Origin of the sequence: Paenibacillus planticolens (assembly GCF_013141725.1) — a bacterium.
In the GTDB taxonomy this organism is placed as follows: Bacteria; Bacillota; Bacilli; order Paenibacillales; family NBRC-103111; genus Paenibacillus_E; species Paenibacillus_E planticolens.
The window spans coordinates 61355-82280 of the sequence record NZ_WHNZ01000040.1 but is presented as its reverse complement, the minus strand read 5'-3'; the positions used below and the strand labels follow the sequence as shown (position 1 = coordinate 82280).

Annotated in this window: 20 protein-coding genes and 1 riboswitch; of the genes, 14 read left to right on the top strand and 6 right to left on the bottom strand. The window is 49.1% G+C overall.

Features of this window, described 5'->3' with window-relative positions; translation table 11 throughout:
* The 3 genes from GC097_RS17950 (at nt 1) to lepB (ending at nt 2008) form a co-directional block, all read left to right on the top strand.
* Nucleotides 1-774, top strand: coding sequence for a hypothetical protein (locus tag GC097_RS17950; protein WP_171684674.1), 774 nt, complete (start codon nt 1-3; stop codon nt 772-774).
* Between the two features lie 74 nt (nt 775-848).
* Nucleotides 849-1412: a hypothetical protein gene (locus GC097_RS17945; protein ID WP_171684673.1), complete on the top strand. Its 564-nt coding sequence runs from the start codon at nt 849-851 to the stop codon at nt 1410-1412.
* A 38-nt stretch (nt 1413-1450) separates the two neighbouring features.
* On the top strand, nt 1451-2008 hold the full coding sequence (lepB, locus tag GC097_RS17940) for a signal peptidase I (protein ID WP_171684672.1): 558 nt from the start codon (nt 1451-1453) through the stop codon (nt 2006-2008).
* Between the two features lie 55 nt (nt 2009-2063).
* Here the strand turns inward: lepB and GC097_RS17935 are convergent, their stop codons facing one another.
* On the bottom strand, nt 2064-2705 hold the full coding sequence (locus GC097_RS17935; RefSeq protein WP_171684671.1) for a response regulator: 642 nt from the start codon (nt 2703-2705) through the stop codon (nt 2064-2066).
* A gap of 157 nt (nt 2706-2862) precedes the next feature.
* Here GC097_RS17935 and GC097_RS17930 point away from each other — a divergent pair, with 157 nt between their 5' ends.
* From GC097_RS17930 to pdaA, 4 genes are all read left to right on the top strand, one after another.
* Nucleotides 2863-4416 carry a sensor histidine kinase gene (locus GC097_RS17930; RefSeq protein WP_171684670.1) on the top strand — a complete coding sequence of 518 codons (1554 nt, stop codon included), beginning with the start codon at nt 2863-2865 and terminating at the stop codon, nt 4414-4416.
* Nucleotides 4409-4837: a response regulator gene (locus GC097_RS17925; RefSeq protein WP_171684669.1), complete on the top strand. Its 429-nt coding sequence runs from the start codon at nt 4409-4411 to the stop codon at nt 4835-4837. The genes GC097_RS17930 and GC097_RS17925 overlap by 8 nt, the downstream gene beginning before the upstream one ends.
* Nucleotides 4834-5952 carry an HD-GYP domain-containing protein gene (locus tag GC097_RS17920; RefSeq protein ID WP_171684668.1) on the top strand — a complete coding sequence of 373 codons (1119 nt, stop codon included), beginning with the start codon at nt 4834-4836 and terminating at the stop codon, nt 5950-5952. The genes GC097_RS17925 and GC097_RS17920 overlap by 4 nt, the downstream gene beginning before the upstream one ends.
* Before the next feature lie 178 nt (nt 5953-6130).
* Entirely contained in the window at nt 6131-6865 is a 735-nt protein-coding gene (pdaA, locus tag GC097_RS17915) for a delta-lactam-biosynthetic de-N-acetylase (protein WP_171684791.1), read from the top strand.
* A 71-nt stretch (nt 6866-6936) separates the two neighbouring features.
* On the opposite strand, the gene GC097_RS17910 is transcribed toward pdaA, so the two are convergent.
* Nucleotides 6937-7851 (bottom strand): peptidyl-prolyl cis-trans isomerase, encoded by a 915-nt coding sequence (locus GC097_RS17910; protein WP_171684667.1) that lies wholly within the window; start codon nt 7849-7851, stop codon nt 6937-6939.
* 287 nt (nt 7852-8138) lie between these two features.
* Between GC097_RS17910 and trxB the strand changes: the two genes are divergently transcribed.
* The 3 genes from trxB (at nt 8139) to tpx (ending at nt 10018) form a co-directional block, all read left to right on the top strand.
* The gene (gene trxB / locus GC097_RS17905; RefSeq protein ID WP_171684666.1) at nt 8139-9068 is read left to right on the top strand and encodes a thioredoxin-disulfide reductase; all 930 of its coding nucleotides are present in this window, start codon (nt 8139-8141) and stop codon (nt 9066-9068) included.
* Between the two features lie 41 nt (nt 9069-9109).
* Nucleotides 9110-9421, top strand: coding sequence for a thioredoxin (gene trxA / locus GC097_RS17900; RefSeq protein ID WP_171684665.1), 312 nt, complete (start codon nt 9110-9112; stop codon nt 9419-9421).
* Nucleotides 9422-9493: 72 nt separating this feature from the next.
* Complete coding sequence (tpx, locus tag GC097_RS17895; RefSeq protein WP_171684664.1) at nt 9494-10018, top strand: thiol peroxidase; 525 nt, start codon at nt 9494-9496, stop codon at nt 10016-10018.
* 662 nt (nt 10019-10680) lie between these two features.
* On the opposite strand, the gene GC097_RS17890 is transcribed toward tpx, so the two are convergent.
* Complete coding sequence (locus tag GC097_RS17890) at nt 10681-12993, bottom strand: UvrD-helicase domain-containing protein (protein WP_171684663.1); 2313 nt, start codon at nt 12991-12993, stop codon at nt 10681-10683.
* A 78-nt stretch (nt 12994-13071) separates the two neighbouring features.
* Here GC097_RS17890 and GC097_RS17885 point away from each other — a divergent pair, with 78 nt between their 5' ends.
* A complete protein-coding gene (locus GC097_RS17885; RefSeq protein ID WP_171684662.1) occupies nt 13072-13929 on the top strand; it encodes a YihY/virulence factor BrkB family protein in 858 nt (285 codons plus the stop codon).
* A gap of 248 nt (nt 13930-14177) precedes the next feature.
* Here GC097_RS17885 and uvsE read toward each other — a convergent pair whose 3' ends face one another.
* Nucleotides 14178-15182: a UV DNA damage repair endonuclease UvsE gene (gene uvsE, locus GC097_RS17880; RefSeq protein WP_246294318.1), complete on the bottom strand. Its 1005-nt coding sequence runs from the start codon at nt 15180-15182 to the stop codon at nt 14178-14180.
* A 175-nt stretch (nt 15183-15357) separates the two neighbouring features.
* Nucleotides 15358-16770, bottom strand: a complete 1413-nt coding sequence (pyk, locus tag GC097_RS17875) for a pyruvate kinase (protein ID WP_171684661.1) — start codon at nt 16768-16770, stop codon at nt 15358-15360.
* 119 nt (nt 16771-16889) lie between these two features.
* Here pyk and GC097_RS17870 point away from each other — a divergent pair, with 119 nt between their 5' ends.
* Nucleotides 16890-17672, top strand: coding sequence for a helix-turn-helix domain-containing protein (locus GC097_RS17870; RefSeq protein ID WP_171684660.1), 783 nt, complete (start codon nt 16890-16892; stop codon nt 17670-17672).
* Nucleotides 17673-17705: 33 nt separating this feature from the next.
* Here GC097_RS17870 and GC097_RS17865 read toward each other — a convergent pair whose 3' ends face one another.
* On the bottom strand, nt 17706-18437 hold the full coding sequence (locus GC097_RS17865) for a DUF3105 domain-containing protein (protein ID WP_171684659.1): 732 nt from the start codon (nt 18435-18437) through the stop codon (nt 17706-17708).
* A gap of 179 nt (nt 18438-18616) precedes the next feature.
* On the opposite strand from GC097_RS17865, the gene GC097_RS17860 reads away from it, so the two are divergent.
* Nucleotides 18617-20062 carry a methyl-accepting chemotaxis protein gene (locus GC097_RS17860; RefSeq protein ID WP_171684658.1) on the top strand — a complete coding sequence of 482 codons (1446 nt, stop codon included), beginning with the start codon at nt 18617-18619 and terminating at the stop codon, nt 20060-20062.
* A 54-nt stretch (nt 20063-20116) separates the two neighbouring features.
* A riboswitch (TPP riboswitch) is annotated at nt 20117-20226 on the top strand.
* A 99-nt stretch (nt 20227-20325) separates the two neighbouring features.
* Nucleotides 20326-20922 (top strand): ECF transporter S component, encoded by a 597-nt coding sequence (locus GC097_RS17855; RefSeq protein ID WP_171684657.1) that lies wholly within the window; start codon nt 20326-20328, stop codon nt 20920-20922.
* Nucleotides 20923-20926: the final 4 nt, after the last annotated feature.

Below are 20926 nucleotides of genomic sequence, written 5' to 3'. Positions count from 1 at the left end.
ATGATGAAAGCATTGAAAAGTAAATTGGCAATTGGTGTTGTCGCAACAGGTTTAGTAGCGGGTATGGGGACGGCTTTTGCAGCTACAGATGCTGGCGGCCAGCTTCAAAGCTGGTATAACAATGCAACCAAAGTTACAAAAGCATTAGTGGCAGGAGACGTTGCAAGCTTCGTCGCTTCCAATAACGAGAAGCTGGTATCGGATTACAAAGCCATCAACAACGGTGCAGTTAACGATGTAAAGACAGCGGCCTCCACAGAATCGACTCAAACGCAAGCTGCGATCAACGGGCAAGCAGCGGCCTATTCCAGTGCCATTGATACGAAGAAAGGAAGCATCGCAGCCAATATGCCCGGCGAGTACGATAAAGTTGTCAATGACACTAACAATTTTAACAATGGCGTTATCGACGGTCTTGGTTTTGCCGGTAAGCTGGACATCACACACGATGTAAACGAACAAGGTAAAAAATCGTTGAAAGCGCTGGAATCCGATGTGGCGACTGCTCAAAATCAAGCTGCAGCTGCATTGATGACCAAAATTGAAGATACAAAAACGCAGCTGAACAGCTTGCTGAACCAAGAAAGAACCGCAGCATCGCAAGAAATTAAAGATAACTTAACGGCTAAAATTGCGGCTAAATTGGCGGAGCTTCAAAAGCTTGCTGATGATTTGGAAGCGGCTAACATTAAAACGATTACGGATAAAGGCGATGCTCTGGAAGCTTCCGGTAAACTAGCCTTGGAGAACATTGTGCTTAACGGTTTGAAATAATGAAATGCAATTAGGCGGACAGGCCCCGGCTTCGGGGCCTTAAGCTTATGAAAGGAAGAGGGGGAATGAACATGATGAGAAAGAAGAAACAGCGTAATGTGAAGTCCAGGCAGATCGTCGCAGCCGGAATTGTTTCTTTAACTGTCGTTCTCACGGCGTCGGCCGGAATTTCCTATGCAGATATGGATGCTGCCGGTGCTATGGCTTCTTGGTTTGCCAAGAAAACGGAGCGGGTTCTCCTGGGATTGGATCAATCCATGAAGTCGGAGACGGATACGCAGAAGGAATTGTTAAAGAAAGAATTGCAGCTTCGACTTGAAGCATCCGCAAGAAGCCTCGAATCCTTCACTGATGAGCAGAAGCGTCTTCACCTGCAGGTGCTTGAGCAGTACGCACAAAGTCTGCTTGCCGGCACGGAGGTCCAAACTGGACAAGACCGCGAACAGATTTTGAATAAGCTGCAGGCCATTCTCGACAGTGCCAAAGAGGCAATGGATACATTAGCAGGCAGCTATATGCCTCCTGCCATGGTGTTTACGCCGAGCGCTCCTGTTGTCCTGGTGCCGCCGACAGTGAACTCGGATGTGTATGGGCAGAAGCCAGCAGCAACTGTAAGTCATGTGACATACAATCAATGATAAATTAGCGATAAAGCGAGTGAGGGCGGAAAAGCATCATGTCGAATGAGATTTTGGAACGCAGCCAGCTAATGAAGAGGCCAAAGAGTGAATTCTGGGGTTGGGTTCGCTTTATTTTGCTCCTTGCCCTGGCATTTATTTTAATTAATAACATGATAGGACTTACAAGGGTTTCCGGCAATTCCATGAATCCCACCCTGCAAAGCAGCAATATTTTGCTAATGAATAAAGTATCGCTATTTTTTAAAACGCCAAAGTACGGCGATGTGATTGTCATCAAGGATGAGCGGTTAGGCTTCAGCATTATTAAACGTGTCATTGCCGTTCAAGGCGACCGCGTACTGATTCGGGCTGGCGTCATCTATGTCAACGAAACGCCGCTGCCTGAGCTTTATACAGCCGGAAAGTCAGAGGATATGGACGTACAGACCATTCCAAGCGGCCACCTGTTCGTGGTTGGAGATAATCGGAACTTGGGTGAAAGCAAGGATAGCCGTGATCCCTCGCTGGGTCCTGTGCATATCAAGGATGTGAAAGGCTTTGCAGCTTTCTCGCTATTTCCTATGCACCGGATTGCGGAGCCGCTTGACCTATAAAGCAGAAAGATCCGGCGGGGTATCCCGACGGATCTTTCTTTTGTATCAATGCGATCTAACGCTGCATTTCGAATTGCACCAGCCCTTTGGATAGAGCATATAAGGCGGCCTGTGTTCGATCCGCCAGTTCTAGCTTGGCTAGAACCTGACTCACGTGCTTTTTAACGGTGAACTCAGTGATGTAGAGAGCGTTTGCGATTTCTTTGTTGGAGCGGCCTTTGCCGAGAGACATCAGCACTTCAAGTTCTTTGGGAGTGAGCTCGGACAGCTCTTGCTTTTCTCTGCCTGCTCGATGTGACATCATGGTACCCATTAACACAGGATCGTAGTACTTGCGACCGCGGGCTACAACTTCAATCGCATACAACAAATCTTCGGGAAACGCTTCCTTTAAGCAGATGCCTTCAATCTCCATGGATTGTGCGAGCTCAATCTCACTTTGCGTGATTGATGACGTTAAAATCATATATTTACAAGAATGTCCCGCCCTTCGGGCCTCCCGTATAAAGTCTAAGCCATTCTCATTCCCTAAGTTCAAATCTACGAGTACGAGATCGGGGTGTGTCTGATTCAGAAGTCGCAGCGCTTCCTTCGAGTTCGCAGCCTCCCCAACAATATGCATGGATTGACCGGATGAAACAATCGTGCAAATGCCTTTGCGAACAAGCGGATGGTCATCAAGGATAATCATATTCATCTATCGGGTCCCTCCAAATTGATGCGATCTATGATATACTGTTCATGGGTATAATTAACTAGTTCTTTATGCCTATGACAAATGTTAACTGCTTCATTGTATATCAAAAATGGTCGAAAGACCATTAAGAATTCATAAAGTTTAGGAGTCGTTCGGCATGCTTTTATCCTACAGATCGGGCTTATATTTATTTTTTGGGTGCAGATGGGTACTGCTGTTGATGGGGCTGTTGATTTATACCAAATCGGGGAGCGTTACGCCGGGGCTGCTGTTAGCCGCGGTTCTTTTTCACACGGCCTACAGCCTGTTATACGTATTTAAAATGAATAGACTAGCGGCAATTACAGCAGCTTCGTTTGATACTGGTTTTGGGATTTATCTACTCTGGTTGACAGGCGGGTTGTCTTCCCCGTTTTTAATCTATTGTTTTACCGGACTTTTCATGATCAAGCGGTTTGTGACATGGAGAAAGTATTATCCCATCTGCCTCAGCTATGCGCTTCTCCTTCCGGCTATCTTCGCTCTGTTTTCTGAAGGGCCTGCGCTCAAGTATCTTCTGGACCGTTTCGATTATAGCTTTGTCGTGCTGGCCTACTTTTCCTTGATAAGTTTTGTGCAATATACCTTGCAAGGCGTGCGTAAACAATACCGTAAGCTGGTGATGATTTATTCGTCCCGTTTTATGGCGCGGCAACCGATGAAGCAAGGAATCGTTCCTTACATGGAAGCGATGCTCAAGAAAGTTTTGGATGAGCGGGAAGTCATTCTATGTATAGAAAGCGCAAGGCAGAGCGAGAAAGTGCAGAGCTGGAAGCATACTTATTTCACTAACTATATGAAGCAGAATACGCCACCGCGCCGTCAGAAAATGCACGCCAAATTGCCTTCTCCCACAGGTGAATTAGAGGCTATGTACGTCCAGACACTGCTGGACAGAAGCGGGAAATCTTATGGTTGGCTGCTGGTGAAGGCGGAAAAAAATGAACTATCCATCCTGCACAAAATATATATCCAATTCCTTCTCATGAGGCTGGAAACTTTTCATTTCAGTGATGAAGAACTACTGGATGCAGAAGAAAAAGCGGTCGCTACCGAGCGCAATGCGATTGCCCAGAACATACACGATGGCATCACGCAGGAGCTGTTCTTCATCTCCATTCAGCTGTTTCAGTTGAAAAATGCGCTCCCCGCACATGCGCGAGAGGAAATGCTCCCTTATGTGACCGAGATCGAGAAAATGGTGAAAGAAAGCCATCGGGACATCCGGCAATACATTATTGAGCTTAAGAACGAGAAGAGAAAATTTAATCTTCATCATGCAATTGAGAAACTGCTGCAGCGTATTACGGAACACACGGATGTGCAGCCGGTCTTTGAACATATCGGTTGGGTGTCGCAAGAACAGGTGGATATTGAAGGCGCCATCTATCATTTGGTGGAGGAAGCGGCCAACAACGTCATTAAACACGCGAAGGCGAAGCATCTTCATGTGACGATTGAAGTTACGAGTGTACAGTGGACGATCGTGATTAAGGACGATGGAATCGGAATGAAGAAAGTGGATGTGCAGCAAGAGGGGAAATTTGGATTAGGCGGCATGGAGAGCCGGATCAGAGCTTTGAACGGGACAATTTTTTTCCAATCGGAGGAGGCGGCGGGAACAACAGTTACGGCAATCATACCACGTGAAAGGGGTACGGCTTATGTATAAAGTCGTTATCGCTGACGATCGTTCCCTTGTCAGAGCAGGCCTTCATATTCTGCTTGAGAGCTGTGGGGCCTATACCGTTATGGGCGAGGCAGCTAGTGGCGATGAAGCCATTGAACAATCCCTGTCTTTAGTGCCGGATCTTCTGCTGACAGACCTCAAGATGCCCGGCACATCGATCATCGAGGGGGCGAAGATGCTGAAGGGTTCCCATCCGCGTATGAAAATCATTATCCTGACTGCTTTTGACGAAAGCGAGGATATTTATCGGGCTTTTCAAGCAGGCGTGGATGGCTATTTAATGAAAGATACAAGTCCTGAGGTTATCCTTTCCACGATTGACGAGGTCATGAAGGGGAGTTCTTATTTCCAATGTAAAGAGCACGAAACCCATCCCGTATCAAAAAGGAGTTCGCTCTTATGAACTTGCAACGCCTCAAGAGCCAGCCGATTGACCAACTGCTGATGTTCCTTATTGCCAGTATGGCAACCGTATGTTCGCTAAGCGGATTGATCTATTGGCTTCTCCTCAAGGACTCGGATTCTTATCTGTATCTGGTAACCTCGCTGACCGTGGCGCTTTTCTGCTGGGGGATCTTTATGATTCAGAAGAATCTTCCGAAAGAAAATGTTTATATGAAACTAATATCACCGTTAATGATCTTTGCTGTTGTTGTCGTGACTACGCTGTACAATCCTTTGTCTTTGTGGCACATGTGGGTTGCGATTGCCTTTTATCTCATCGTGCTTAGTTTGCTGGTTGATTTCAAAATATATGTATATGGATGCATCGTTGTTATGACGTACGTCGTGATGCTCTATATATTCGAACCTTCCGCGGTTATCGTTGGAGACGTTTCACCGATGATTGCTGCAACAACCAAAGGGGTGTACACGCTAGGCAGCGCGATTCTGGGGAGCGTAATCCTGATTGCGCGCAATCAGAGTGAAAAGCGTATTGAAGCTTTGGCACTTCAGCGGCAGAAACAGCAGGTGATTAACCTGCTGCAAAGCTTCATTCCGGTCGGCGAACGGAAAACCCAAACGTCACGGAAAGAAATCGGAGAAATGAGCGCACTGCTCAAATCGCTTGTGAAAGCACATGGAGGATTGCACGTACAGGAGTGGGAGATTGATCTGCTGTCTCTTCTGCATTTTGTAAGCAGGGTTAAGCTCCCGGATTATATGTTCGAAAAGGAAGGAAAGCTGTCCGAATTCGAATTCGAAGTCGTCCAGGAGCATTGTTACATGGCAAAGGAATTGTGCGAAGGAATCCCCGATTTTCAAGAGGTGGAGAAAGCTTTCTTATATCATCATGAAAAAGTGGACGGCACCGGCTACCCGTACCGGCTTGCAGGAGACCAGATTCCGCTGCTGTCGCAGATGCTTGGCCTCGTAGAAGTATTCCTGGCGCTAACGACGCCGCGCTCCTACAGGCAGGAGATGTCACAGCGCGATGCTTATGCAGAAATTCAGAAATTGGTGGGACATTCCTTTCGCGCGGATATCGTGAAGATCTTCGGAAAAATGATCAATTAAGCAGTCGGCGGCGGCCTGATCGATATCCAATATTACCCTGCTGGATGCACGCCTACTCTTGTCTTTCCTGAGGCATATTAGTAAAAGTCTAGTCTATGTAGGCTTTACCAAACCACAGAAGGCAAGGAGTGAATCTGCACCCGTGAATTACATCCGTATCCTTACCGTCGTGCTGGCGATGCTGCTCGGACAGGCCACGCTCGTTTCCGCTGACGGGTCCTATCATTTCGGCTTCAAAAAAAGTGTCAACGGACAGCGCCCATCCATTGATGAAGAAGGCTTCAAAAGTTTGTTGAAGCAGCACGGGGCTATTTTTACAGGCGATCTCGCAGTCAAAGAGCTGTACCTGACGTTCGATAACGGGTATGAGCAGGGGTATACCGGTAAAATTTTGGATGTGCTTAAAGAAAAGCAAGTGCCTGCCATCTTCTTTGTAACCGGGCATTACATCAAAACCGAGCCTGAACTGCTGAAGCGCATGGCGGCAGAAGGCCATTTGATCGGCAACCATTCTTGGAGCCATCCGGATATGAGCCAAATTTCGGCGGAGCGCATTAAGAAAGAGCTCGACCAAGTCCGAGATGGCGTCATCGCCGTTACAGGGCAGAAGGAGATGCATTATTTGCGCACGCCGCGGGGCATCTTCAACGGTCAATCATTGGCCGTCAGCCGCCAGCTTGGCTATACGAACGTATTCTGGTCCATTGCGTACCGCGACTGGGAACCCAAGCAGCAAAAGGGCTGGGAGTATGCCTACAAAAATGTGATGGCGCAGTTGCATCCGGGCGCGGTGATTTTGCTGCATTCCGTATCCAAAGACAACACGGAGGCGCTTGGCAAAATCATTGACGATGCCAGAAGTCAGGGGTATCAGTTCAAAAGTTTGGATGAAATGAAAACTCGTTCACCATAGAATGACCAAAAGGGCCGCCCCCAAGTAGATTGTCTACTTGGGGGCGGCCCTGGTTAAGCCGAATCCATGTATTAGGCTTTCTTTAAATAGTTCTCAATCGTGGATTGGGACTTTTTCTCCTGCAGCCATGTGTTTGAGAGAGAGGCCAACTGCTGGTTGGTGATTGCTGTTGTAATATCCTCTTTTTTCTCCTCCATGGTAGGGGTATACGCTGCTTTGTGATCCGTTACTTTAATGATGTCATACCCTGAGCTTGTCTTCACAGCACCGCTTGTCTCGCCAGTTTTTAAAGCGAAGGCCGCGGTATCGAACGCTTCGTCTCCACTTCCTTTCGAAATGTAGCCAAGAGAACCGGCGTTGTCTTTGGTTGCCGTGTCTAGCGATTTGTCTTTGGCGATTGCGGCAAAGTCACCGCCATTTTTCAACTCAGCCAGAATGGCATCCGCTTCTTCTTTCGTTGCAACCGAGATATGAGAAGCCTGAACTTGCTCCGGCACCTTCAAGGTTTCCAGATTTTCATCGTAGTACTTTTTGATATCGTCATCGGTAATCTTGACTTGAGGCGCTAAAATCTTTTTCAAGAGCACTTGCGATTTCATGCTTTTCTTTAAGTCGTCTAACGTCATTCCATAGGAAGTAAGAGCCTGCTGAAACTCAGCATCCGAACCATAGGAGCCTTTAACGGAAGTTATTTCCTTGTTAATATCGTCATCGGTGACTTGAACCCCTGCTTTTTGCCCCTCCTGATTAATGATCTCTTCTGAAATCATGGAATCAAGCGTCTGCTCGCCACCACCAGCCAGCATGGCAGTATACAATTGGTCAGAGTTGATCGTGACGCCGTTGACTTTGGCTACAGGTGTTACCGGCATCTGAGCTGTTTTCTTAGTCGGAGGGTAAAAGGCGATATAAGCGACAAGGCTGAGGACCAAGAGAGCCGACACCCATTTCCACGTGCCATTTGATGATTTATGTGTATTTTTCATAATTGCTCCTTTCAGTTTGTGTCTCTGGAGGACATGCTTCTATTATGCCAACGGAGTCTGAAGCCCACATGAAGGCCAACTGAATGTTTAATGAATGCATAGGGGGATTATGGCAGTGGGTCGGCGCCTTAATTTATATTGTACACAATATAATTGTTGACAAATCGAGATGGATTTGATACGATTTACTCATAAAGATTGCATCAAATTAATTTGCTAACAAAACAATGGTGGAGCAAAGCAAATAAACAAATAAATTCTAAGCACCTTCAAAAGGAGGCACTTCTATGCATCACAAAGCGATCATTATCGGAACGGGCCCGGCGGGATTAACTGCTGCTATTTATCTGGCAAGAGCGAATATCGCTCCACTTATCATTGAAGGAACTCAACCTGGAGGCCAGTTAACGACGACAACCGAAGTGGATAACTTCCCTGGCTTTCCGGATGGCATTATGGGCCCAGAGCTTATGGACAACATGCGGAGGCAGGCGCTACGCTTCGGTGCGACGATCCAGTCGGGCCGGGTTACGGAAGTCGACATGTCGAAACGGCCGTTTACTTTATTTCTAGAGGATGGGGGTCAGTTGACGGCTGACTCGCTCATTATTTCCACTGGCGCCTCGGCCAAAAAGTTGGGTATCCCAGGCGAAACTGAGAATATCGGAAGGGGTGTCAGCACCTGTGCCACTTGTGACGGATTTTTCTTCAGAAATAAGAAAATTATCGTGATTGGCGGCGGGGATACCGCGATGGAGGAAGCGCAATTCTTGACCCGGTTCGCATCGGAAGTGCGTGTCGTGCACCGTCGCGATGAGTTAAAGGCGTCGAAAATTATGCAGGATCACGCCCGCGGCAATGACAAAGTTGCCTGGAGTTTAAACCGCACACCGCTTGAAGTAGTGGCCGGACCTATGGGAGTAAGCGGACTGAAAGTGCTCAACAACGAGACGGGTGAGGAAGAGCTGCTGGAGGCGGACGGGATTTTTCTAGCCATTGGGCATACGCCGAACACCGGTTTCTTGGGCGGTCAACTGCCAACCGATGAGCTTGGCTATCTGCAGGTCATTCCGGGAACGTCCCAAACAGCGGTGCCTGGCGTATTCGCCTGTGGCGATGTGCAGGACCGCATCTATCGCCAAGCTATTACATCGGCAGGCAGCGGTTGTATGGCGGCACTCGATGCAGAACGATTTATTTCTGAGCAGCATGCGTAAGGTAACATCAGATAACTATCATTTTCTAGGAGGAATCAGCTATGTCAGTTAACCAAATTTCCGATGCAACGTTTCAAAATGAGACCAAAGCGGGTACCGTACTCGTCGATTTCTGGGCACCTTGGTGCGGACCTTGTAAAATGATCGCTCCGATTTTGGATGAACTTTCAGCCGAGATCGGTGAAAAAGCGAAAATCGTAAAAATCAATGTGGACGACAACCCCGAGTCTGCTGCCAAATATAACGTAATGAGCATTCCAACCCTGCTCGTTTTCAAAGACGGGCAAGTCGTTGACCAGCTTGTCGGCGTGCAATCCAAAGAAAAGCTTAAAGCCGTTATCGAGCAAGCTTAATCCAGCCGGTTCGAGCTAACCTTTTAACATATAAACGAAAACAACCTATAAAACCATTCAGGAGGCATCACAATGACACAAATACAAGAGCGCACAGGAATAGCAACTGTTGGAGGGAACCCGGTAACCCTGCTGGGTCCAGAGATTAAGGTGGGCGATCAAGCGCCTGATTTCAAGGTGAATAAAGATCTCCTGACAGAAGTCAGCTTGTCGGATTACGCAGGCAAAGTGAAGCTGATCTCCGTTGTTCCTTCGGTAGATACAGGGACTTGCGATGCGCAGACGCGCCGTTTCAATGTGGAAGCCGATAAGCTTGGGGATGACGTGGTCATTCTGACGATTTCGGTCGATCTTCCTTTTGCGCAAAGCCGGTTCTGCGGAGCTGCCGGCATCGACAAAGTCATCACCCTGTCCGATTACAAAAATCGCGCTTTCGGGCAAGCATACGGCGTGTTGATTAAAGAGATTCAGCTGGATCAACGGGCGATCTTCATCTTGGATGCGAACAATACCGTTCGCTATGTAGAGTATTTAACGGAAATGAAGGAGCATCCGAATTACGACGCGGCCCTTCAAGCGTTGAAGGAGCTTGTATAAATGCAAAAAAGACGAAGCGGTCTTTAGACTGCTTCGTCTTTTTTTTTGATAGAAGCTTCCCCCTTATTCATGTTGGGCGAAGGGGAGGGGAGCAACGCCAGAGGAGACTTAGGCTCGTTGGATGAATTCCAACGAACAGGCGATTTTTGATGCTTAAATGCCAATCACATTGGACAAAATCCAACGGGGATGATGAATTTGGTAGGTTTTCGCACCTTTTCAGCGGCTCTTGTTGGATTTCATCCAACGAAATGAAGAAATAATACGTCTGCAGGGCATCTTCATTGGAATTCGTCCAATGAGTGCTTTTTTATGAGGTAGTTCCTGCGGCAAAAGCTCTGAAGGCTGCTTGCTCAGCCTATCGAGCAGTCTTACGCCTCGCTAACGGACAGAGAAGCCCATATTCGGTGAAAAAGAGCCCCTTAGAGTGTGCAACGGACACCAACGTCGTTATTTGCTCGTTGGGGGCCTGCTTTCACCCTGAAACCGGCAAATAAAGCATCTGGTGTCCGTTAGAAGTGAAACATAACGTTTTTCTCTAATTTAACGGCTGCTGTGTCCGTATGGACGGGAATATAGGGGTTCTTTCCCTCGTTGTGTCCGTGAGCAGAAACTCCGCGCACTCACCGTAAACCTGCAAGCATGCAAGCCGCCGCCGCGCGCTAGCGGGCAGGTGGGACGAGCCTGCTGCCCTTGACCATGGCCCCGCCGCACAAGGGGCACGGCTTCGCCGTTCGCCGCGATTCCTGCGGCGAAGAAATGCGCGACCAGGCCTTGCAGCCGGCCTGATTGCAGACCCACGCCGCGACCAGCTCCGTCGCGGCGGGCTTCGCAGCGGCAGCCGCCCTCGGCGCGGCTGCCTTCACGGCCACAGCCGCCGCAGGCTTGCGGCTGTCAGACCGGTCCGCGTCAGGGAACGCGGACAGCAGGAAGCGGGAAGGCTCAGCCTTCTTCCCGCGATAGTACGCCGGCGAGCTGATCAGCAGCTCGGCCTTGGCGCGCGTGACGGCGACGTAGGCGAGCCGCCGTTCTTCCTCCAGGGCAGCGGCCGTCTTGTCGCGCGCGGTAACACCTGCCAGCTGAACATCGTTCAGCTGGTTCGCCTCCAGTGCCGAGCTGTGCGGCATGTTGCCCTCAATCGCACAGAGCAAGTAGACCACATTGAACTCGAGGCCCTTTGATTTGTGGATGGTCATGAGCGAGATTCGATTCGCGGCATGGCCTTTTTGCAGTGCGCTCATCTCCGTGCGTTTTTCTGCGACTTCATGGATAAAATAAAGGAACTGCTCCACCGAATCGAAACGCTTGGCAGAGGACTCCAGCTCGTCCAGCGTCTCCTTCAGCATTTCCCGGTGATGCGTAAGCTTGCTGCGTTTGTTTGTCTCCAGAAAAGCATCATAGAAGTCCTTGCGGATCGCTTGAATGGCTTCCAAAGGTTTCATGTCGACAAGCGATTTGATAAGTCTGATGCGGCTTTTTATCTTTTCCTTCTGAAAATCCTTCAGCTGCGGCAAGCCCAGCAGATGGATGAGCGGCCACTTTTTGGCCTGAAGCGCTTCCTGCTCTTGAATGATGCGCATGCCTTGGTCACGTCCGATATATAATGAGGGGAGGACACCCTCGATCGCTTCGAAATTGCGGCGTTCATAGGCAATCCGGAGATGATCGATAATCGGCTTCACCATCCACTGCTCATAGAAGGAATCGCTGCTGCCATAGTCGACAAACGGCAAATTATGCAGAATCAACTGCTCAATAATCGCCCTGCTGTTGCTTTGCGTCCGGTACAAAATAGCAAAATCCCCATACGAATAATCACCCTCGGCGACTTTGACCCGGATATCGTTGATCAACCAATCGGCCTCATCGTCGCTGCTTGCAGGCCTGACATACAGCGGTTTCGTTTCACTTTGCTTGGTGGCTAGCAGCGTCTTGTTTTTACGCTGCACGTTATGCTTAATGATGGCATTCCCCAGCCCGACAATGCTCGAAGTGGAACGATAGTTGATATCGAGTGTGACCGTTGCCGCTGTGGGATACTGCTTGTGGAATTGTAAAATAAATTCATTCCGCGCGCCGTTAAATGAATAAATCGTCTGATCGTCATCGCCGACAACCATCAAATTTTGATGATTTCGCGCAATCATTTTAATAATTTCATACTGCACCGTGTTTGTATCCTGAAACTCGTCGACGCTGATATAAGTAAATTTTCGCTCCAGCGAGCGCAGGATGTCTGCGTTTTGCTGCAATAATTGATGCGCGAGGATCAAAATATCATCGAAGTCGATCTTCATCTGTTCCATTTTCCACTGTTCATATTGCAGAAAAATTCGTTTCATCTCCTGATCTTCTTCCGTATTTTCGGGAAGTTCGCTGACTTCGATCAGCTGCATTTTATAGGAGGAAAGGAGAGCAATAAGAACCTCGGGCTGGTAAGCATCCTGAAGCCCCATACTCAGCATAATGCGCTTGAACACAATTTGCTGATAGCGGCCGTCGCTCAAAATCTCTTGATTGAACCCGTTCATACGCAGCAAACGCAGACAAAACGCATGAAAGGTCCTGACCTGCATGGAGTGGGTTACACTTGTATCAAGACCCGGTAGAGAAGCGAGGCGTTCCCGCATTTCTTCGGCGGCTTTTTTCGAAAAAGTAATCAGCAGCACATTGGACGGATGCACCCTCTGAACGCACAGCAAATAAGCGACCCGGCACACCAATACCGTTGTTTTCCCTGAACCTGCTCCCGCTAATGTGAGAAGAGGCCCCTTATAATGGCGCACAGCCTGCACTTGCGCTTCATTCAGCATAATCCGATGACGTTCCAAATCGCGAAAAAAATAAGCATCTTGGTCCTCGTCCGTCACAAAATCCGAACTATTCGTTAAACGAGCCATCTGCGCATGCGGAACTTTTTGCTCGTTGGCAGGTTTAGAGCCTGATGGAGTAGGGTAAATAGAAAGAGAATTCATTGATTATCACCTGTTCCTTGCATAACTGAACTACCTATTTTATCACAATTCTTGAGCAATGAAAGGATAACTCTCTTTATGGTTCTATCTAACTTAAAATTGCTCTGGCAGCAATTCCAAAAGCACGATGCTACCGGGCTGGCCGCGCAGTGCGCGTACTATTTTTTGCTGTCGCTGTTTCCGTTCCTGCTCTTTATTTTGAGCTTGCTCGGGTATCTGCCTTTCTCTACGGACGATGTCATGGAGCTGATCAAAGACTACATCCCGGGGGCCGTCTCCAGCTGGCTTGAGGACACCTTGAGCAATCTGCTCGATGTCAAAAGGGGAGGAACGCTGTCCTTCGGGTTAATCTTCGCCTTGGTAAGCGCCAGCGCCGCGATGAATGCCATCGTGATTGCCGTGAACAAAGCTTACGGCCTGCCTGAGCGCAAAAGCTTCATACATTCGCGTTTTCTGGCTGTCATGCTGACCTTAGGCATGCTCATTGTCATTGCATCCGCACTGCTGCTGAGCGTGTTCGGGCATTGGATCGGGGATTGGCTGCAAGCGCATGTCCATATGGCAGCGGGCACGGTCAACATTTGGAACAACCTGCGCTGGGTCGCGAACTTCATCATCTTGTTCATTGTTTTCACAGGCATTTATTACATTGCTCCTAACACCTGCTTGACGTGTAAAAGCGTGCTTCCCGGCGCCTTGTTCGCCTCCCTCGGTTGGCAGGGGACAGGGCTGGGCTTTTCCTTCTACGTTAATAATTTTACGAATTATAGCGCCACTTATGGCAGTGTCGGGGGGATCATCGTGTTAATGACGTGGTTCTATATTTCCGCGCTGCTCATTATTATCGGAGGAGAAATCAACGCCCTGAAGCATGTGAGGAGCCAGGAGCATATGCACACGACTCCGCAGGGCAACAAGGATAAGACGATTCGTTGAGTGAGGTGAGATCTGGCTGAGGGGGAGTCGCAAGGGAACTAGGATCCGCTATTTTCCGCGAAAGCAATGATTCCGCCCATCGGGGGGAACTACATTCCTCTATATTGCCAATATTAACTTTACATCGAGCTTTTAATCACAAATAAGACCCTGTAGGTGCCTCAATCGCCTAAAATCCCTCATTTTGCTCAAATAGGGCCCCTGTAGTTCCCTGATATCACGAAAATGAGGTGTAGCACACGACATAACTACCACTTCAAAACACCGCCATCGACCCTCTTGATGCCACGGATCTTACCTAACTGTTCGGCCAGCCGGAACAAAGAAAGATCCTTCATCTTCGCCTCGATCATGACATCGACCCGTTCAAGACCTGCTTCCTTGCAGCTTTTCAAAAAAGCGACAAGCTGTTCCGGCTCAATGTAGTCGGCATGGGAGCGAAACTCCTTCGTATCCCTTGGGGACTTTGGGGATGAAACATGGATTTTCATAGGGATATCGCCCCATGTCTTCGCAATCTCAGGTAGCAGCTCCTGTGGCGTGGATTGCGAGGGGTTGCACCAATCATGATGCAAATCGAGCATGCAGGGACGCTGCAGCCGTTGGCTCACGGCCAGAGTTTCCTCCAGCGTGTAGGTTTTGTCGTCATTCTCGAAGGTAAGCCGCCGCATAATATGATCCGGAACCTCCGGGATCTTCGCAAAAAGCCGCTCCGTCGCGGTTGCCTTGTCTCCGTACACGCCGCCTACGTGGATGTTGATGATCGCGGATTCATCCAGCCCCATCCCGTCGAGAATCGCCGCGTGGTAGCGCAGATCCTGAATCGCCGCCGCCACGACCGAATCGCTTCCGTTCAGCAGTGTGAACTGGTTCGGATGCATGCTCAGGCGAATGTCCTGCGACTTCGCGAAGTCGCCGAGCTTTTTGAGCTCGTCTTTATATTCATTGGCCACGTCAATCTGCACGTCGGGGTGCGTAGCCAGCGGAATGAGTGATGAGGAGAGACGAAATAAGCGGATGCCATGAGCGGCATTGTAATACAGGATGCGCTGCGCAGCTTCGAGATTTTTGCGTCCGATGGCGATCGCGCGCTGGAGTGCCTCCTCGCGCGGACGCTCTGAAAATAGTTTATATGTAAAGGTCGAGCTGGGGGTATTATTGAAAATCGCTAATGCGATCGATACGAATCCGAGTCGGATGATCATAACTTCGGTGCCTCCCGTTAAGTGCGATGTAAAAGCGTCCAGCTCCAATAGTCTGCCCTATAAGAGTAGCCAACAACGTAGTCTTCGCGCAACATTTACTGTAAAATGCTTTCGTTCGTTTTCCCCTTAATTTGACCGCAGGCAGAAGCACAACTGCACAAAAAGGCTATCCCACAAGTCATAGAAATGACTGGGGATAGCCTCGTTTCAAACAACCAACTGCTTAAACCCGCTCAACCTTCAACAGGTTGGTCGTGCCCGATTTCCCAACCGGCACGCCGGCGGAAACGACGGTAAGGTCGCCTTTTTTCACATAGCCGAGCGTTTCGGCATGTCCGATGGCTGAGCGAATCATCGCATCGGTCGATTCACAGAACTCGCCATGGATCGGGATTACACCCTGAACCATGCTGAGAAGGTTAATCGCGTACTCATTGGATGTTACCGCGATAATCGGCGCCTCCGGACGATACTTGGCGATCATCCGGGCGGTGAAGCCGCTCTCCGTCGGCGTCAGGATCGCCGCAGCTTTGAGCTTGTTCGCAGACGTAACAACCGCTTGGCACAGCACTTCCGTCACTTCGTTGTTCGATTGCAGCTGTGAGTCGATCAAGGAGCTGCGCTCCATGGTTTGCTCGACGCGCTCGGCAATTGTCGCCATCATCGTCACGGACTCGACGGGATATTTGCCAGCGGCAGTCTCGCCGGACAGCATGACCATGTCGCTGCCGTCAAGCACGGCGTTCGCGACGTCGCTCACTTCAGCGCGCGTCGGACGCGGATTCCGCTGCATCGAATCAAGCATTTGCGTTGCTGTAATGACCGGCTTGCCGGCAAGATTACAAGCGCGAATCATGTCTTTTTGCGCGATCGGAACTTCCTCCGTCGGAATTTCCACCCCAAGATCGCCGCGCGCGACCATGATGCCGTCGGAAGCTTCAAGGATGGAAGCGAAATTGGTCATGCCTTCTTCGTTCTCAATTTTTGAAATAATCGGCGTATGGCCTGCACCGTGCTGCTCCAAAATACCGCGAACTTCCTGAACATCGTTCCCGTTACGAACGAAGGACATCGCGATGATGGAGATGTTTTCTTCGATGCCGAATTTAATGTGCATCACATCACGCTCGGTTACACCCGGCAGCGATGTGCGTACACCTGGCAAGTTAACGCCTTTCCGCTGTTTCAGAACGCTCTGGTTGAGGACGCTGCAGATCACTTCCGTACCGCCGATCGCTTCAACACGAAGCTCAATGGAGCCGTCATCGATGAGGACGAGGTTGCCTGGCTGCACATCCTGTGGCAGACCGGGGTAATTGACGGAAACGCGGCTGCTGTCACCGACGATTTGTTCCGTTGTCAGGACGATGCGGTCACCGCTTTTCAAATCATAAGAAGCATCTTTTAGTTGGCCGATGCGGATTTCCGGTCCTTTGATATCCATCAGAATCGGAACGACAACCCCCAGCTCCTGAGCCGCTTGACGGACGCGCTGAATGCGCCCCCGGTGCTCATCCAAATCGCCATGGGCCATATTTAGCCGGGCAACGCTCATGCCGGAGCGAATTAACTCCTTTAGTGTCGGGACGGAATCGCAAGCAGGACCCATGGTGCAAATGATTTTCGTTTTACGCATTGTTCAGACCTTCCTTTCGTATTGGGCGAATCAATTTTGGCTTCATTATATGCCTTATTTCGACAAAGTTCCATGAAATATAGTATGCTATATGTACTATGGTATGTAGGTGATGGAAGATGAAGGTAACGAGCTATACCTATGATAAAAGCAGCAATTGGTATGAAGAATCGCAGGAGGGATGCCAGGACTGGACGCTCGTGCTTGTTACTTACGGCCGCTGTGTCTATTGGATCGATGAGAAGAAGCATGTGCTGGAGAAAGGGCAGTGGCTGCTCATCCCGGGCGGCATTCCCTATTACGGAAGAAGTGTTCCAACGATGCTGCACGAAAAATATGTGATGCAGTTTGTGCCGGGAGCGGCTCAGGAGTCATTTCCGCTTTTTAGGCAGTTAAGTGCCGCAAGCCGGATCACAAGCAAATATGAACTCATTGTTGACCATCTGCGCCACATCCATCAGCAATGGGAAGACAAACAGCCCTATTATCAGACGCTGTGTGAAGCGCTGTTAACAGAGCTGTTCGTTTATCTTCATCGGGAGTGGGATCATGAAGCCGCGACAAGCGCCACTCTCCAGTTGGTGGAGAACATGAAGCTTTATATCCAGAACCATTACCGGGAGCATGTCACCAAGGATGAGCTGGGGGCTTGCATCAGCAGATCGCCGAACTATGCGGCCACCCTGTTTCGCAAAGTGACCGGCCAGACGATCAGCGAATTCGTACATGCCGCCAGGATCAAAACGGCCGTCTACATGCTCAAGCATTCGGCACTTACGGTGACGGAGATATCGGATTTTATCGGGTACAATGACCCGTCTTATTTTTATCGTGTTTTCAGGCGGTTGACCGGCCTGGTGCCGACAGATTTGGTATCCGACCGCGAAACGGTGCGCAAGTAAAAGGAGCATCCGTTTTTTCTAGCGACCCGGAATTTACATCGTACCTCCGCCACGCCGAACTTCGGACGGGATTTGTTCAGGACCTTTGTCAATGTTCTGGTAGATGAAAGTGCCTACGCTGGCTTCGTCAAACTTGGGAAGCTGCATTGTTTTGGTCCAGGCGGTTACGACAACTTCCATATCGCCGGGCACATCGGGATTCGGCACAGCCAGCACACCGGCTCCCGCTTTCTTGAAGCGGCTCAAATAGTCAAGCCGATCCAGCAAATCTTTGGGCGCATCGGGATGGTAATAGATGATAATATCGCCGTGTTCTAAATTATGGACAAGCATGGCATAAGTCGGTCTTTCTGTGTAAAAGCCGAACTTCAGGTCATGCGGACTGTGCGTGCCTGAGGTCGGAATTTTCATCTCATACGTCAGCATGTCCTCGCTATGGCCGCGCCCGTAATCTTTATCCGTCGTGACCTGGATAGGGGCATTATAGTTAAGCTTTTCTATGCTATATTTGTTGGACGAGAACTGAATCAGGGAAGTTCCCAAAGAGCAGATCGCTAGAATTACAAGCGTATGGGAGAGTACCAGCCACGTTTTCTGCTTTTTTTGCAGTGCCTGCTTTTCTGCTTTTTTCAGCTTGCTGGTGTTCGCTTTGTTCGTTTTCGCGGCAAGGATATAGCCGATGACGGCGATAATGAAAAGGGCTAGCCCTATGTAAAGCAAAATAGCAACAACATCCGGTCCGTTCTGCATCGTGGAATGGTCCATTTGGTATGAGCTCCTTTATGATTTCTTTTGTACACTACATATTGTAGTTTTGGTGGGGGTCAGAAGTCAAATTCTGTGCAAAGATTTGTTACCAGCGTAAAAAGGAGGAGTTTTTTTCTCGAACGTTGAATGATGAGATGAATTGTCTTTTTTTGTAGATAAAATAGGAGGGATGACCCATGACTGCTCAGATGTTAGAGCATCATAGAAGAAACGGATTAATGGTCAAGCTGTTGTGGGCATGTTTGGCGCTTGGAATGGGGGCATCATTTAGGTCTGTAGAACTAGTTGTATTGCTGCTGACTTTCGGAGCACCTATCGCACTGGTTTGTACATTGATGGTTTGGAAAAAAGTTGCAATCACTTCCACGCGGTATGTCATTGCAATAGGTGTTAATGTGATTTCTTATTTTTTCATGTTACATAATACCTCAGCGTCAGGCATGCTAATCTTATATTTAAGCTTGGCTATTGTTTCCTTGTATATGGATTATCGGCCTTTGCTGCTAAATGGTGTGGTGGGGCTTGTCAATTTGAATTATTTCAATTTCACTTTACCCGTTCCTGTTGACTATACGATGATCAATGTTTTTTACGTACTGACAATTATTACGCTTATCGGCCAAGGTCAGGTTGGGACCCGATTGTTGACGCGGGTAGTCCAGAGTGCAAGGGAATCCGAGGCACTGCGGATAAAGACGGAAGAGGCCCTGGCAGGCGTTCGTACGACAACAGAGGTGCTGGGCACTTCCAGTACTGTGCTGCATGAAAATGCGTCTGTCACCGGCAGAATTACGGAAGAAGTCGTGGCGGCTTTTCAACAAATTTCTATCGGCATTGAATCTCAAGCAACCTCGATTACGGATATCACGACCGCGATCCAAGAGGTGAATGAGACGGTGGAGGAGACCTCTTCCGCATCGAACGCGATGAGCAGCAGATCCCGGGATACGGCCCGGATAACGCATGAAGGCAAAAACCAAATGGAAGATCTTTCGCACAAAATCAATGACATTACCGTTATCGTGACCGAAACGTCCAACATCATGAATGAAGTCAACGAGGAAAATGTGAAAATCGGAAATATCGTGACAACGATTGCCGAAATCGCCAATCAAACGAATCTTCTCTCGCTCAATGCTTCCATCGAGGCCGCGCGAGCCGGGGAGCATGGCAGAGGCTTTTCGGTTGTTGCGGGAGAGATTCGCAAGCTTGCGCAAAATGCCCATGTGGCTTCCACAGACATCTCCGAGATTTTAGGTTCCATTCAACTTAAAGTAGAAACAGCTGTAAATAAGGTGGCAGTCGGTAAAACGGCAGTGGAGTCCGGGAAAAAATCAGCGGAAAGCGTCGATCAATTGTTCGAAGTCATTAACACGAATACGGTTGAAGTCATGGAACAGGCGGAGAATTTGCAGCGTATGAACCAGCAATTGCAGTTATCCTCTCAAAAGGTAGCCGAGGAAATGACGTCCGTCGCAGCGATTACCGAACAATCCGCGGCTTCGGTGCAGCAAGTATTGGCTAGCGCTGAAGTTCAGCAGAAGAGGGTGGAAGATATCGTTGACAGCATCAGCCAGCTGAACGGTTTGACGAAGGATTTGCAGCATTTGATTGAAAAATAAGTTTGAAAAAAAGCATTGCCAAATATCGGTGAATCCGCTACAGTTAAGCCAAATGAATAGCAACACGGGTGCTTGATGAAGTCAGGCTGAGATAGTGGCCCTATGCCGCTGACCGTTAATCTGATCTGGGTAATGCCAGCGTAGAGAATTCGAGTGCCTTTCTGCACTAATTTTATGCCTGCCGCATCCCGGTAGGCTTTTTTTGTCGTGTTCGCCTATCTCATTTTACAAATTCGATCTAAGAAAAGGAGTTGGAGCAACACATGGCACAAAAAGAAACAGGGGCAAAAGGGTTAAAACTAACCGATATCTTGGTGACGATCGTGATCGCGGCGGTATTTGGGGTGATTTATCGCATCTGGGGTCCGATGTACGATATCTTAAAACCGTTAGGTCTGCACGCAGAACAGTTGAGTTACGGAATGTGGTTCATGGCGGCAACGTTTGCCTTCCTTGTCATTCGCAAACCCGGCGTCGCCTTGCTCGCTGAAGTAGCGGCTGCGACGGTTGAGGCGCTTTTAGGAGGATCTTGGGGTGTATCGACGCTTGTTTACGGTATTCTTCAGGGGCTAGGCGCAGAGTTGATATTTGCGGTATTTCTGTATCGCCGGGCGAGTGTGAGCGTAACGGTCCTCGCGTCCTTTGCATCTGCGGCGCTTTCTCTGCTTATAGATAAATACTATGGCTATATTGATCAATTAACGTTCTGGAACTACTGTTTGTTTATTGGGCTTCGTCTTGCGGGCTCTGCGATCATTGCAGGCGTGTTCGCTTATTATTTGGCTGGGGCGCTGGCCCGCACCGGTGTGCTTAGTCTGGTTCGTCCCGTTTCGAAGAAAGATTACGACGTATTGGGGTAATGGA

Bases quoted from the DNA above. Each gene is read 5' to 3' on its own strand.
- GC097_RS17950 (WP_171684674.1), top strand. From the start codon at position 1: ATGATGAAAGCATTGAAAAGTAAATTGGCAATTGGTGTTGTCGCAACA.
- GC097_RS17945 (WP_171684673.1), top strand. From the start codon at position 849: ATGAGAAAGAAGAAACAGCGTAATGTGAAGTCCAGGCAGATCGTCGCA.
- lepB (WP_171684672.1), top strand. From the start codon at position 1,451: ATGTCGAATGAGATTTTGGAACGCAGCCAGCTAATGAAGAGGCCAAAG.
- GC097_RS17935 (WP_171684671.1), bottom strand. From the start codon at position 2,705: ATGAATATGATTATCCTTGATGACCATCCGCTTGTTCGCAAAGGCATT.
- GC097_RS17930 (WP_171684670.1), top strand. From the start codon at position 2,863: ATGCTTTTATCCTACAGATCGGGCTTATATTTATTTTTTGGGTGCAGA.
- GC097_RS17925 (WP_171684669.1), top strand. From the start codon at position 4,409: ATGTATAAAGTCGTTATCGCTGACGATCGTTCCCTTGTCAGAGCAGGC.
- GC097_RS17920 (WP_171684668.1), top strand. From the start codon at position 4,834: ATGAACTTGCAACGCCTCAAGAGCCAGCCGATTGACCAACTGCTGATG.
- pdaA (WP_171684791.1), top strand. From the start codon at position 6,131: ATGCTGCTCGGACAGGCCACGCTCGTTTCCGCTGACGGGTCCTATCAT.
- GC097_RS17910 (WP_171684667.1), bottom strand. From the start codon at position 7,851: ATGAAAAATACACATAAATCATCAAATGGCACGTGGAAATGGGTGTCG.
- trxB (WP_171684666.1), top strand. From the start codon at position 8,139: ATGCATCACAAAGCGATCATTATCGGAACGGGCCCGGCGGGATTAACT.
- trxA (WP_171684665.1), top strand. From the start codon at position 9,110: ATGTCAGTTAACCAAATTTCCGATGCAACGTTTCAAAATGAGACCAAA.
- tpx (WP_171684664.1), top strand. From the start codon at position 9,494: ATGACACAAATACAAGAGCGCACAGGAATAGCAACTGTTGGAGGGAAC.
- GC097_RS17890 (WP_171684663.1), bottom strand. From the start codon at position 12,993: ATGAATTCTCTTTCTATTTACCCTACTCCATCAGGCTCTAAACCTGCC.
- GC097_RS17885 (WP_171684662.1), top strand. From the start codon at position 13,072: ATGGTTCTATCTAACTTAAAATTGCTCTGGCAGCAATTCCAAAAGCAC.
- pyk (WP_171684661.1), bottom strand. From the start codon at position 16,770: ATGCGTAAAACGAAAATCATTTGCACCATGGGTCCTGCTTGCGATTCC.
- GC097_RS17870 (WP_171684660.1), top strand. From the start codon at position 16,890: ATGAAGGTAACGAGCTATACCTATGATAAAAGCAGCAATTGGTATGAA.
- GC097_RS17865 (WP_171684659.1), bottom strand. From the start codon at position 18,437: ATGGACCATTCCACGATGCAGAACGGACCGGATGTTGTTGCTATTTTG.
- GC097_RS17860 (WP_171684658.1), top strand. From the start codon at position 18,617: ATGACTGCTCAGATGTTAGAGCATCATAGAAGAAACGGATTAATGGTC.
- GC097_RS17855 (WP_171684657.1), top strand. From the start codon at position 20,326: ATGGCACAAAAAGAAACAGGGGCAAAAGGGTTAAAACTAACCGATATC.